Raw genomic sequence first — 13,610 nt, 5'->3', positions numbered from 1 at the left:
ACAGTTGTTTTAGCGGTTAATTTATAGCGGCTAATTTATAGCAGTTAAGATAAGTACTAGTGAGGCAGCCGTTGGGCTGCCTTTTTTGGTTATACTATGGCAATTTTGCCGTAATAAGCTTAGGTAGTAGCTATGATAACCAGACTTCCAAAATGGATCCTATGGGGCGGAGCAGTATTAGCATTTAGTGCCGGCTGCCTGAATACTGCAGCGCTTATGGGTTTCACTAATCTCTCAGTCTCGCATGTCACTGGTAACGTGAGCTTATTTTCAGCTGCTATCGCTCACTTTGATTCGCGCAGTATTTTGTATATTGGTGCCGCACTATTATCATTTTTGGCCGGTGCTATACTGAGTGGCTTTGTCATCGGGCAAACTTCCTTAAAGCTAGGTCGACGTTACGGGACTGCGCTCTATATTGAAGCCGCACTATTACTAATCAGCTATTTTTTATATCAGCAGCATGATTATTTTGGGCAACTGGCAGCCGCTATGGCTTGCGGGTTACAAAACGCTATGGTAGCCACTTACAGCGGCGCGGTTATTCGTACTACTCATCTGACAGGTCTAACCTCAGATATGGGAGCAACTATCGGCAATTGGTTAGCTGGCCGAACTATTAGTAAGCCGACTCTGGGCTTTCAGGCTATTATCTGGTATTGCTTTTGTGGTGGCGGAGTAGTCGGTGCATTTTTGTATGCCAGAGTAGGCTATGGTGCGCTATTTGTGCCAATTACTATAGTATTAGTGGCGGCCTTTATTTATAACTACGCTTCTGAGCATCTACCAGAGAAGCGTCAACCTAGACAAAAAAAGCGCTCATCAAAATGATGAGCGCTTTTTAATTAATAGTGAACGAAATAGCCGTTAATTCATAGCCTCAGTACTGTTTATCAGTACTATTCGTCCTCATCTTCTTCATGATCTTCATGCTCATGCATAGCCTTCATCATACCTAGTGCTGAGTCATCAGTACGTTGTTGATCTTCTTTGGCCAAACCGTCCTGATTAATATCTGTTGGTGCCATTTTCGTCGTTGGATCGATCTTATCGCGTGACATAAAGTGCTCCTTATAAAGGGGTTCTTATTGATATTTATTTTAATAAATTAACAATTCAGCTATTTAGTATGTTTCAAACCTTTGTGCTTGTATAGGATGCAACTGCATTTATTTGATAACGATATGTAACGACATTATTATCGCTATCCGCTATGGCCATCTATCACGATGCTGACTTTTTACAACAGTAAGAAACCTTTCCTCAAAGCACAGTGGCGACGCAAACCCGCTAAACACCAACAAAAGATTCCTTAGCAAAGCTGCTACGTTTCTACCATTAGGCTGGTATTAAGACTAATAAAAAAACTTGCCGATCATAAGATGGTTATTACTTTTAACAGTAGCCTAGTTATTTCTGTAAATAATAGTTCAGGAAAGTAATATCATTGAGGATATTTTTTCATAACTATTTTTTTAATAAGCCTTTTGTAATGGTAAAGTGTATGACAGTAGAGAGAAATAGAGTTATAGCTAAAACCAGCCAGCCTTTTTGGGTTTTTATATATTTTTCATCCTTTATTCTTGATGAACCCTCTTTGCACAATAAGGACGTCTTATGTCAGAGCAAAAATTAGATAGCCATCTTCCTGATGATGGCGCTGGATATTTATTTACCGACACCTTTCCTAAAGGTACAGGTAAAGGCCTAATCGTGGTGGCGATAGCAGCGATCATCAGTATACTCATTTACAATGTATTACCTTACGATGATAGTGCGAATAAAGGGCTAGCTTTGCTGTTTTTCATTGGTGCGCTGTGGCTAACTGAAGCCTTGCACGTGACTATTACCGCATTACTAGTGATAGTAATTGGCGCACTAATCGGTATACCAGATTTTGATGCTAAAATAGGTTTGCAGAGTTTTGCTAGTCCTATTATTTATCTATTTTTTGGTGGCTTCGCCCTAGCAGCAGCTTTGCATGTGCAACAGCTGGATAAAAAGATTGCGCTAAAGATCTTGTCACTGTCAGGAGGTAAGCTGGGCACTGCAGTATTTTTGATATTTGGGGTCACTGCATTCTTATCAATGTGGATTTCTAATACCGCTACTGCTGCTATGATGTTGCCCTTAGCCCTAGGTATTTTGACTCAAGTTGACCGTGAAGAAGACCGAGGTACTTTCGTATTTGTGCTACTAGGTATCGCTTATTCTGCCAGCTTAGGAGGGTTAGGGACTATCGTCGGTTCCCCTCCCAATGCCATTGCTGCCAAGGCACTGGATATCACCTTTATTGAATGGATGAAATTTGGTATTCCTATTATGTTGGTACTATTGCCAGTGGTGATAGGGTCGATGTACTTAGTACTCAAGCCTAACCTCAAGCGTAAGGTCACTCTTACTCAAGCTGAGCCTATTGCTTGGACTAAGCCCCGCGTAGTGACCATTATCGTATTTATAGTGACGGCATTGAGCTGGATATTCTCCAAGAAGATTGGCGCTGCATTGGATATTACTGATACTGATGCTCTCGTTGCCTTAACGGCAGCAGCAGCGGTTGTCAGCTTAGGGTTAGTCTCATGGAAAGAGGTGTCTGATAATACGGACTGGGGCGTGCTTATGCTGTTCGGTGGAGGTATTGCTTTATCCACAGTGCTGGAGGTTTCAGGTGCATCGCTAGTATTAGGTACTACGGTCGCCAATGCCTTAGCAGCATCGCCTATCATTGTAGTTATGATTGCCGTATCGGGATTTATTATATTCTTAACAGAGTTTGCCTCAAATACTGCATCAGCCGCTCTATTAGTACCAGTATTTGCAGCTATTTCTCAACAAATGGGCTTACCAAAAGAAGTGTTAGTATTAATCATAGGTATTGGTGCTTCTTGTGCCTTTATGCTACCTGTGGCCACGCCACCCAATGCCATTGTGTTTGGTACTGGGCTGATTAAGCAGACCGAGATGATACGTGTTGGGGTAGTTCTTAATATCATTTGTACGGTGATCGTAGGGCTGTGGGCGTATTTTTTCTTACTGTAATCAAATGACTATTGCTGTCATTTAAGCTAGTAATAGCCGATAAAAAAACCCGATGTCTAGCGTCTATCATCTCTAGTCATCGGGTTCTTAGTGTGTATAAGCTCAATCTAACAGCCGCTAAGTGACATTACTCTGGATAATCTAGCCATATCCAACCATTGTCTAACCATTCCATTAACTCGTCAGCATCAACATCATTTACGTCATCTTCCTTAATAACTTCACCATCCGCTAAGCGCATTAAAAGCTTAGTTGCGGTTTCATCCAAGCCGTCAAGTCGTTGACCATTAGCGTATAGGGTCACTAAATTATTCTTTGGCTTAGCACCAGCTTTATTATAAAGAAGCCGATTACTATAGTCTGCTTGTAAGGTCGCCCCTTCAGCTAAGGCTTGTATCAGCTCATCAGTAGTTAAGTTTTCTTCTGGAACTAGTACATCGTATTGACGCTTACTGACTACTTCGCAGACGGCTTGCCGAATGATATCAGCACCCAAGTCTGACTGCAGTAGCTGTAGTAATTGAGCGGTAATAGCCTCAATACTAGCGGCTTGCAATTCACCTGACGCCTGCACGGTTTGTGGTAATAACATTGGAATAAACAGCTTACTATCATTAGTGGCTACATCAGCTAAGCTATCGATGATTTGCATCAGGTTTGGACGGCGACAGCCAAATGAAAAAGTGAGGCAGTCATCTTCTGCTAAGCCAAAATGAGCTAGCTTGGGCGGTACGTATAGCACATCACCAGCAGCTAAAATTTCATCAAAGATCATCTCACCCATATCATCAAAGATACGAATAGGCTCACCTTCGACGAACTCAGTATGCTCATCACAGAATTTACCTAATTGCCAGCGTCTAGAGCCATAGCCTTGTGCTAAAAATACATCGTAATCATCATAATGTTTACCTACTGACCCGCCTTTAGGAGCGTAAGATACCATAATGTCATCACGCTGCCACTGCGGAATGAAGTCAAAAGCTTGCCACAACTGTCCAAGCTCAGGCGACCATTGCTCAAGGTTTTGTACTAGCACTGTCCATTGCTCTGGTAAGCCATCAAAGTCAGCAGGGCTTAAAGGACTTTTCTTTACTTGCCATTGAGCATGGTTTTCTTTATCAGGGTCACCATTTTTGAGGCTAGTGGAGGCTGATGAAGGGGATGCTTGCTGAGTTAATAATCTAGCAGTAGCATCTTCATCTAGCGCCAAGTTCAAAATATCATCAGGTTCAAACATAGCTATGAGCTGCGGCAAACCTTGTCTAATTAGTAACGGTTTTTTTTGCCAGTAGTCGCTTAAAAACTGCTCTGGGGTTATCGAGTCAGGCAAGCATAATTTTAAAGAGCTCATTAATAAATCCGTATTATTTAAGGGGTTAAAAAACAACTATTTGCATAAAAATGCTAGCTTTGCTTTAGAAAAATATTTTAATAGTTTATGATTGTTTATTATTCTACTTACAGTAAGAAGCTCATGAAAAAATTACAGATTATCGCCATAATTGCTAGCCTATTTTTCCTACAAGCTTGTGTACACAAGTTAGTCACTGTACCAGTAAAAGTGGCTTATAAAACCACTAAAGGTATTGCCAAAGGCACGGTAGCCGTTGGTAAAGCCATTATTCCTGGTGATAGTAGTAAAAAGCACGATAAGGAGTAAGACTAACGGCCAGTGCTATAGGTTTTATGGGTACTTATTTATGGCGTTTACTCTTAGGCGCTTAGCATAAAAAATCGCTGCAATAATACCACCAGCTAAGGCTAGTGCCATATCCTTATGCGCATCCCAAACATCCCCTTGTTGACCATTATAGGCTTCAGCGGCATCTGGCGATAGTGTAGTGGCGATACCCCATTCAAAAAGCTCATAGAGTAAGCTAGTAGACATATTGAGCATTAAAGTAATGACGATCAATTGCTTTGGCGATGGTATTTTCAGTAAGTGTTGTAGGCTTTGATACATTGCGCTAAATAATAATAAGCCGTAGCTGAAATGCACTAAGCGATCGTACATATTACGTTGCCAGCCAAATAGCGTGCTTAGCTTTATATTGAATAACTGCTGTGTCCATTCATCATAAGGTACGTACGAATACAAGTAGTGTGCCCCGACAATATGAACTAGCAAAAACAAAGTCGCGAGCACATAGGCTCGCGAAGTTATTAGCCAGTAACGATATAGCGCCAATAGCATAGCTAAAAATACTAAGGTACCTGCTTGATGTAGCAAGTAGCTCGACCATTCTAATGGGTTGATACTGGCCAGCAGTATTATGATTACTACCATAATACTGCTTATCACTACCGCCTTTGAGGGTCGAATCATTTGGCCTGCTATTGGATTATCTATAGCTTAGCAATCCACTCTTTAATAGTACGTGCTTGTGCAGCGGCATTACCGATATAAGTGGCAGGTGTTAGGGCACGAAGGCGAGCTTTATCCTCAGCACTTACCGCAGATAGCTCATCACTTTCGACAAAAGTCAGCATCGCTTCACGAGTCATAGCATTACCACGAGTCAATGCTTTTAGCTTCTCATAAGGGTTTTCAACACGGTAGCGGCGCATAACGGTTTGAATCGGTTCTGCTAGCACTTCTTGCGCTTGATCAAGATCGCTATCTAAACGTTGTGCATTGAGCTCAAGCTTACTGACGCCTTTTAGGCAGGCATCATAGGCAATCATGCTTTGGGCTAGACCTACACCGATATTACGTAATACTGTCGAATCTGATAAATCACGCTGCATCCGTGAAATAGGTAATTTTTCGCCCAAATGAGCCAGCACGGCATTAGCTACTCCTAAATTGCCCTCTGAGTTTTCAAAGTCAATAGGGTTTACTTTATGCGGCATAGTAGAAGAGCCCACTTCACCCTCTTTTAGACGCTGTTTGAAATAGCCTAAGCTAATATACTGCCAAATATCACGGTTAAAATCGATCAGAATAGTGTTGAAGCGCTTAATAGCATCGAACAGTTCAGCGATATAGTCATGCGGCTCAATCTGAGTAGTATACGGGTTGAAAGTCAATGCCAAACGCTCATCGATAAAGGCTTCAGCATGAGACTGCCAGTCAACATCAGGATATGCCGAGTAATGGGCATTATAATTACCTACTGCACCATTAATTTTACCTAATAATTCAACTTTTTCGATCTGTTTGATTTGACGAGCTAAACGATAAGCGACGTTGGCCATCTCTTTACCTAAAGTAGTAGGACTAGCGGTTTGACCATGCGTACGTGACAGCATAGGTTGGTCGGCATGCGTAATCGCTAAATCGACAATACTATCGGTCATTTGCTGCATTTTATCTAACACGATGCTACGGCTGTCTTTAAGCATCAAGGCATAAGACAAGTTATTGATATCTTCACTAGTACAAGCAAAATGAATAAACTCTAGAGAATCGTTTAGCGCTGCTTGGCCACGGAACTTATCTTTTATAAAGTACTCAACTGCTTTGACATCGTGATTGGTTGTCGCTTCGATATCTTTGATTGCTTGTGCATCTTCTTCACTAAAGTTATCAACGATAGCATTCAAGAAGGCATTAGTAGCCGTATCAAAAGCGGCTAATTCGCCGATTTCATTATTATCAGCTAACGACTGTAACCAACGAATTTCAACAGTAACGCGAGCTTTAATAAGACCGAATTCAGACAAATAAGGACGGAGACTGTCAGCTTTCGATGCATAGCGGCCATCGATTGGAGAGAGGGCAGTCAAGGCAGATAAAGGGGTAGTCATAGCAATACCTTTCAATTAACAGTAAGTGAAACAATTTATGGTGCGGTTGGGAGGTTTTGGTGATTATAACAAGAGTTAGCACAAAAAACTGAGGATTAAAGCGGGTTATGGCTTCTTTTGGTCAGTAGCTAGTATTGCACTTCGATAAGTGGCTTCAGAGGTGGCGAGGCGCATTAATAGAGGCAATGACTCCACCACCTAAGCACACTTCATTGATATAAAATACCGCTGACTGACCTGGGGTGACTGCACGTTGGAGCTCATCAAATACTACCTTTACCTCGCTACCATCAGCGTTAGTAGCAAACACTCGGCAGCTTTGATCCGGTTGACGATAGCGTGATTTTGCCATACAAGGTAAACCTTCAGCACTGAAGATAGCAGCAGGCGGTAGACCATCGACCCAATCAAGCTTATAAGCCTGCAACTGAGTACTCATCATCATTGGGTGTTCATGACCTTGACCGACGATGAGACGATTGTCATCTAAGTCTTTGGCTAGTACAAACCATGGCTCTTCTGGACGGTCTTTAACACCACCGATACCAATACCACCACGCTGACCCAAAGTGTAATACATCAGTCCATCATGAGTGCCTATTACGTGACCATCATCAGTGAGCACCTTACCTTTTTGTGCTGGTAAATACTGCTGTAAAAAGTCCTTAAAACGACGTTCACCAATGAAACAAATACCAGTAGAGTCTTTTTTATTAGCCGTAATCAAATCATGCTGTTCAGCGATTTGACGGACAATTGGCTTTTCAAGCTCACCAACAGGGAACAGCGTCTTGGCAAGCTTATCGCCACCAACCGCATGTAAAAAGTAACTCTGATCTTTATTGTTATCTAAGCCACGTAATAACTGCGCAACTTCAATTCCATTGCTGTTGGTATAATTGACACTGCGACGGGTATAATGACCAGTGGCAATATAATCAGCGCCAAGGGTTAAGGCGTAGTCCAAAAAGGCTTTGAACTTAATCTCTTTATTGCATAAGATATCAGGATTAGGGGTGCGACCAGCTTTATACTCCGCTAAAAAGTGCTCAAAGACACGATCCCAATATTCCATAGCAAAGTTAGCAGTATGCAGCTTGATGCCGATCTTATCGCAGACAGACTGTGCGTCGGCTAAGTCGTCCATCGCTGTACAGTATTCACTACCGTCGTCCTCTTCCCAGTTCTTCATAAACAGCCCTTCGACGATAAAGCCGGCTTGCTGTAACAATACTGCAGATACAGAGGAATCAACCCCGCCTGACATACCAACGATAACTCGTGTGGCTGTTGGGTTAGCAATATTGCTTAAGGTTAGGGGAGCATGAGAACAAAAATTTTGGGTAGCTGACATAGTGCACTCAACAACGTATGATAAAATAAGCGTCATATTATAGCAGTTAATTAAAACAACTGACGAGCTGAGCCGTGTAACCGTTTTAGAAATTTGCTAACGGCTTTAGAAATTTGCTAATAGTTTTGCTAAACTTTGGAGTTATCATGATAAAAATCGGTCAAGGTATCGATGTTCACGCTTTTTATAATAATGGTGAGCAGCAGCAGCAGGTGATGCTGGCAGGGGTGGCGATTGAACACAGCCACAGCTTGTTGGCACACTCTGATGGCGATGTGGTACTACATGCACTAGCTGATGCTTTGCTTGGTGCTTTGGCGCTAGGCGATATCGGTCAACATTTTCCTGATACTGATATGGCGCATGCTGGTTTGGATTCGCGGATATTACTGCGTTATGTCCATGGCAAAATAGCGGCGGCAGGGTATCGTTTAGGTAACGCTGATATTACTATTATCTGTGAGCGGCCAAAAATTGCTCCTCACAACCAAGCTATGCGCACTAACATCGCCAGCGACTTACAGACAGATATCTCCTGTATTAGCGTTAAGGCGACTACCAGCGAAAAGTTAGGCTTTACTGGTCGCCAAGAGGGCATAATGGCTAATGCCGTGGTACTATTGATAAAAAATGATCAATAGCCAAATAAAAATGAGCTGTGGTTTGCTTGATACAGACAAATCAATGGCCTAGTGCTTGTAATAGGGTAATGACTGCCTCATCTATCAGCAATAGCTCAATTAGACTTTAAACACGGCGTTTAAACCTGTTTTCCAAATTTTCAACTTTAACATTTTTTAAATACTATTACTTTTAACAAACCGTCTAACCGATAGGAGCTTTTATGAGCGAACAGACCCCAAATACTGCTGCAAATGATGTCGAACAATTGATCCGTGATCAAATTAAAGACAATAAAGTTATCTTGTACATGAAAGGCACGCCACAATTTCCGCAATGTGGCTTTTCAGCGCGTTCTATCGAAGTGTTGACTCAGATCGGTCGTCCATTTGCCTTTGTAAACATTTTAGAAAACCCAGAAATTCGTGCAACTTTACCTAAAGTAGCTAACTGGCCAACTTTTCCACAATTGTGGATTGGTGGTGAATTGATGGGTGGTTCTGATATTATCTTGCAAATGTATCAATCAGGTGAGCTTAAGCCTTTAGTTGAAGCTAATAGCCCAGCTGCTTAATTTGAGTAAGATTGTTTGTGCGTTTTATAGTACTTGAATAGCTGTTTTTTAAGGGTTAATAAAGCTAAGCACAAGTGACAGACCTAAGTATTAAGCCTAAGTAATCTGTAGTAAGCCCAAGTGATCTGCTAATGATTGCTTGGGCTTTTTGCTATGAGTACCAAGCTGGCGGGGTTTATTGTTTTTATGGCTTATAACCCCATATAGGGCATAAGATAATTAGTGCATTAACACAGAATAAATAATAAGAGGCATCAATGACTAACCAAACTACTGATATGACTAGCCAAGCTAGTGAGCACCAAGCTAATACTCAAGACGATAGCGCACAACAAGCTATAGAGATTCGACGTGAACGGCTAAAACTGGATTCAACACGTATCATTGATATTGCTGATAATGAAGCGAATTCAGCACTGAAATGTATTCATCAGCTCAGTGTAGCAGGGGGTGCAACTGAAGCCACTTATTTAGCGATTGAACGTCGGGTGGTTGCCGATCAAGATGCAGCGGGCGCTTATCATTTGGCTTTGCTAGCTCAGAGTACACCAGATTTGCCTATTGATGTGCGTCAGTTAATCGAGATGGTCGTTGATAAGGGTGATAATCAGCAACGCTTAGCTCTGTTGAAAAATTTACCTTTTCCGCCAGTTGATATCATTAAAGCACAAATTTTGCTAAGTGATGATGGTGATGCTATAGGTGAGATGAACGCTTATTTACAAATTAATCCTGAAGGTTATGGCAGCCAGCATATGGTGGCCAGTCAACCGGATAGCGTGGCTTCTATGGGCACTGGTATGAGTAATGGCTTTGATGATACTGATAACAGCAATGATTTTTGATGGCTAAATTATAAGGGTATTGTTTACACTGCTATGATTTAAGAAGTTATAGTTCATAGCGCTATAGTTTAGGGCAATATCAGTTATAGCGCTGAGATTTTTGCTACGAAGGTTCATTCTGCTACTGCTCATAATCATGCTGTCTATTACATACGGTTTGCTATAAAGATAGTTTTTATAATCAGTCTTATAGTTATTACCAGTATAGTGACAAAAATTGCTATAATTAATGGTTATCTATTTTTTACATACGATTGACGCTTATCTAATACTCAATAAGGTATCAGCTAAATAATGGCTGGAATTTATAGTAGTACCGTATAGCCAATCAAGCGAGGCAAACATGCAATACCCAAAAATTTACGATGTGGTAGTGATCGGTGGTGGTCATGCCGGAACAGAAGCGGCATTAGCGGCTGCACGTATGGGGGCGCAGACTTTGCTATTGACTCATAATATTGAGACGCTTGGGCAGATGAGCTGTAATCCAGCTATTGGCGGTATCGGAAAATCGCATCTAGTGCGTGAAATCGATGCGCTTGGTGGCGCTATGGCACTAGCTACTGACAAGTCTGGTATTCAGTTTCGAGTATTGAACAGTCGTAAAGGTGCTGCGGTACGAGCGACCCGTGCGCAGGCCGATCGCGTCCTATTCAAAGCCGCTATCCGTCATACTCTGGAGAATCAAGCCAATCTCGATATATTCCAGCAAGCCGCTGATGATATTTTAGTAGAAAACGGTCGCGCCACTGCAGTAGTGACTTCTACTGGTATTATCTTCAAAACGGAAACCGTTGTTTTGACTACAGGAACTTTTCTAGGCGGGGTGATACATATTGGTTTAGAGAACTCAAAAGGCGGACGAGCAGGGGATCAGCCTTCCATTAAGCTCGCCGATCGTTTGCGTGAACTAAAGCTACCAGTAGGCCGTCTCAAAACCGGCACGCCAGCACGTATTGATGCGCGTAGTGTTGATTTTAGTGTGATGAGCGTTCAGCCTGGTGATACCCCATTGCCAGTGATGAGTTATATGGGTGACGTCTCCATGCACCCACAACAAGTCAATTGTTATATTACGCATACTAACGCGCGTACTCACGACATCATTCGTGAAAATTTAGATCGCTCGCCGATGTTTTCGGGAAAAATAGAAGGCGTAGGACCACGCTACTGCCCGTCTATCGAAGACAAGATACATCGCTTTGCAGATAAAGACAGCCATCAGATATTTATCGAGCCTGAAGGCTTAACTACTCACGAGCTATATCCAAATGGTATCTCCACTAGCTTGCCGTTCGATGTGCAACTAGAGTTTATTCATAGTATGAAAGGCCTAGAGAATGCCCATATTACACGTCCGGGCTATGCCATTGAATATGACTACTTTGATCCACAAAACCTAAAGCCAACCTTAGAGACTAAGTCTATCGATGGGCTGTACTTCGCCGGTCAAATCAACGGCACTACTGGCTATGAAGAGGCTGGCGTGCAAGGGCTACTGGCAGGAACTAACGCGGCGTTAGTGACTAGCAATAATAGCGAGTTCGATACTTGGACCCCGCGTCGTGATCAAGCTTATTTAGGTGTGCTAGTCGACGATCTAATCACTCATGGGACTACTGAGCCGTATCGGATGTTTACTAGCCGAGCTGAATATCGTCTACTGCTACGTGAAGATAACGCCGATCAGCGTTTGACAGAAATTGGTCGAAAATTAGGCTTAGTCGATGATACACGCTGGCAAGCTTATGAAGAAAAAATGGACGCTATCAGTACTGAAACAGCGCGTTTAAAAGACATGTGGGCAACGCCAAGCAATGCGTTAGGCAAGCAAGTTACTGAGCAGACTGGTGAAGTACTATCGAAAGAATCAACTGCTTATGATTTGCTCAAGCGCCCCCAAATACACTTCGCTGATATCGCGACTATCACTGATTCCCAAGTGGCCACCCAAGTCGGTGAGCAGATTGAAATATCGGTCAAATATGCCGGCTACATTGACCGTCAACAAGAAGATATCGAGCAGATGAAACGGCTTGAGAACACGGCGCTACCAGTAGATTTTGACTATAGCGTAGTGTCAGGCTTGTCCAATGAAGTGGTACAAAAGCTAAGCCAAGTACGTCCGGCAACTTTAGCGCAGGCTAGCCGAGTAAGTGGCGTGACACCAGCCGCTATTCAATTGCTGGCGATGACTGTCAAAAAACAGAAAAAAGCCAAAGCTGCTTTAGGGTCTTAATAAAAGCCTAATAATGGTAGTATAGAGTGCGTCTTTATCGTTATGATAAAGGCGCATTATTTATTAGAGTCAATTATAGTTACTATTGCGCCAAGCTGGTATTTAGTGTCTAAGCTTTTTGGTACTCAGTCCAGTTATCAGTAACGATGGCTTTTTTATACTTTTATTTTATACTATGATTTTATATTGTAAGCTACCTTATTGATCTGAGCCTATATATGACCGCTGCTATTGTTTTTGCGATTACTATTGTACTGCCCAACCTTACTCTAATGGGGTTGGGTTTTTTTATGCGTCGCAAAGGACAAGCCAGTCAAGCCTTCATTGACCAAGCATCAGGTTTTGTCTTTAACTATTGCCTGCCAGCCTTATTATTCTTTAGTGTGGTTGACAGTGAAGTTGATTATGCCAAACAAGTGACTCTGATCATTGCTGGTATTATTATTACTTTTATTCTGTTTTTTGGCTCCGAGGCTTATGCCAAGCGCTTCATTAATGCGCCTGCTGACCAAGGGGTTTTCGTTCAAGGTATATTCCGTAGTAACATGGCCATTATCGGTCTAGCTACTGTGGCCAATGCTTATGGCGAAATAGGATTAAGTATCGGTGCCGTGTATATGGGCATTGTAACGATACTATTTAATATTTTAGCAGTCATTACTTTGAGTCGGGTGTCCAAAAGTGTTAATGACACTTGGATCAGTCGTGGCCTAATGATTGCTAAAAAGTTAGCGACTAATCCGCTAATGATTGCCTTGCTAGCAGCTTTTGCCTATAAAGCACTAGCGTTACCGCCTATAACGGGCGTCATTCATACCACTGGTGATTTGCTGGCTGCCGTAGCGTTACCTTTAGCATTGATTTGTGCAGGGGCCAGTATTGATTTGAAGGCTATGCTTAGCCCTTCAGGATTGTCCATGCAGGCTAGTGTGGGTCGTATTGTGGTTGCGCCTCTACTAGCGATCGCAGTCGGGTTAGGCTTTGGGTTATCTGGGGTGCATATGGGGGTATTATTTTTGATGGTAGCGTCACCCACTGCCGCCGCCAGCTATGTAATGGCCAAAGCGATGGGTGGTAACGATACCTTGGCGGCTAATATTTTAGGATTTACTACGGTAATTGGCATGTTTGGTATGGCGATTGGTGCGGCTATATTGCGCGGCTTTGGCCTAATGTAGCGCTTAT

The 13,610-nt window shown here is 42.4% G+C and carries 13 protein-coding genes; 8 read left to right on the top strand and 5 right to left on the bottom strand.

Annotation, left to right across the window (positions count from 1 at the left end):
- The first annotated feature begins 132 nt into the window (after positions 1 to 132).
- Entirely contained in the window at positions 133 to 831 is a 699-nt protein-coding gene (locus KPY62_RS02260; protein ID WP_216580639.1) for a YoaK family protein, read from the top strand.
- A 68-nt stretch (positions 832 to 899) separates the two neighbouring features.
- Here the strand turns inward: KPY62_RS02260 and KPY62_RS02255 are convergent, their stop codons facing one another.
- Positions 900 to 1,061 (bottom strand): hypothetical protein, encoded by a 162-nt coding sequence (locus KPY62_RS02255; RefSeq protein WP_201624371.1) that lies wholly within the window; start codon positions 1,059 to 1,061, stop codon positions 900 to 902.
- A gap of 556 nt (positions 1,062 to 1,617) precedes the next feature.
- Here KPY62_RS02255 and KPY62_RS02250 point away from each other — a divergent pair.
- Entirely contained in the window at positions 1,618 to 3,039 is a 1,422-nt protein-coding gene (locus KPY62_RS02250; RefSeq protein WP_216580638.1) for an SLC13 family permease, read from the top strand.
- Positions 3,040 to 3,166: 127 nt separating this feature from the next.
- Here KPY62_RS02250 and KPY62_RS02245 read toward each other — a convergent pair whose 3' ends face one another.
- Positions 3,167 to 4,393 (bottom strand): cupin domain-containing protein, encoded by a 1,227-nt coding sequence (locus tag KPY62_RS02245; protein WP_216580637.1) that lies wholly within the window; start codon positions 4,391 to 4,393, stop codon positions 3,167 to 3,169.
- Positions 4,394 to 4,516: 123 nt separating this feature from the next.
- On the opposite strand from KPY62_RS02245, the gene KPY62_RS02240 reads away from it, so the two are divergent.
- Complete coding sequence (locus KPY62_RS02240; RefSeq protein WP_201622783.1) at positions 4,517 to 4,702, top strand: NF038104 family lipoprotein; 186 nt, start codon at positions 4,517 to 4,519, stop codon at positions 4,700 to 4,702.
- Between the two features lie 24 nt (positions 4,703 to 4,726).
- Here KPY62_RS02240 and KPY62_RS02235 read toward each other — a convergent pair whose 3' ends face one another.
- From KPY62_RS02235 to mnmA, 3 genes are all read right to left on the bottom strand, one after another.
- Positions 4,727 to 5,368, bottom strand: coding sequence for a DUF2238 domain-containing protein (locus KPY62_RS02235; RefSeq protein ID WP_216580636.1), 642 nt, complete (start codon positions 5,366 to 5,368; stop codon positions 4,727 to 4,729).
- Positions 5,369 to 5,388: 20 nt separating this feature from the next.
- Positions 5,389 to 6,792, bottom strand: a complete 1,404-nt coding sequence (purB, locus tag KPY62_RS02230) for an adenylosuccinate lyase (protein ID WP_216580635.1) — start codon at positions 6,790 to 6,792, stop codon at positions 5,389 to 5,391.
- Positions 6,793 to 6,946: 154 nt separating this feature from the next.
- Positions 6,947 to 8,146, bottom strand: coding sequence for a tRNA 2-thiouridine(34) synthase MnmA (gene mnmA, locus KPY62_RS02225; RefSeq protein WP_216580634.1), 1,200 nt, complete (start codon positions 8,144 to 8,146; stop codon positions 6,947 to 6,949).
- A gap of 146 nt (positions 8,147 to 8,292) precedes the next feature.
- Here mnmA and ispF point away from each other — a divergent pair, with 146 nt between their 5' ends.
- From ispF to KPY62_RS02200, 5 genes are all read left to right on the top strand, one after another.
- Positions 8,293 to 8,787: a 2-C-methyl-D-erythritol 2,4-cyclodiphosphate synthase gene (gene ispF / locus KPY62_RS02220; protein WP_216580633.1), complete on the top strand. Its 495-nt coding sequence runs from the start codon at positions 8,293 to 8,295 to the stop codon at positions 8,785 to 8,787.
- 203 nt (positions 8,788 to 8,990) lie between these two features.
- Positions 8,991 to 9,341, top strand: a complete 351-nt coding sequence (grxD, locus tag KPY62_RS02215) for a Grx4 family monothiol glutaredoxin (protein ID WP_216580632.1) — start codon at positions 8,991 to 8,993, stop codon at positions 9,339 to 9,341.
- Between the two features lie 257 nt (positions 9,342 to 9,598).
- Positions 9,599 to 10,186: a hypothetical protein gene (locus KPY62_RS02210; protein ID WP_416384023.1), complete on the top strand. Its 588-nt coding sequence runs from the start codon at positions 9,599 to 9,601 to the stop codon at positions 10,184 to 10,186.
- 343 nt (positions 10,187 to 10,529) lie between these two features.
- Positions 10,530 to 12,425 (top strand): tRNA uridine-5-carboxymethylaminomethyl(34) synthesis enzyme MnmG, encoded by a 1,896-nt coding sequence (gene mnmG / locus KPY62_RS02205; protein WP_216580631.1) that lies wholly within the window; start codon positions 10,530 to 10,532, stop codon positions 12,423 to 12,425.
- A 218-nt stretch (positions 12,426 to 12,643) separates the two neighbouring features.
- The gene (locus KPY62_RS02200) at positions 12,644 to 13,603 is read left to right on the top strand and encodes an AEC family transporter (protein WP_216580630.1); all 960 of its coding nucleotides are present in this window, start codon (positions 12,644 to 12,646) and stop codon (positions 13,601 to 13,603) included.
- Positions 13,604 to 13,610 lie beyond the last annotated feature (7 nt).

Source organism: Psychrobacter sp. TAE2020 (genome assembly GCF_018919485.1).
Lineage (GTDB): Bacteria > Pseudomonadota > Gammaproteobacteria > Pseudomonadales > Moraxellaceae > Psychrobacter.
Note: the sequence above shows the minus strand (reverse complement) of the source record. Positions and strands in the feature narration are given on the sequence as shown.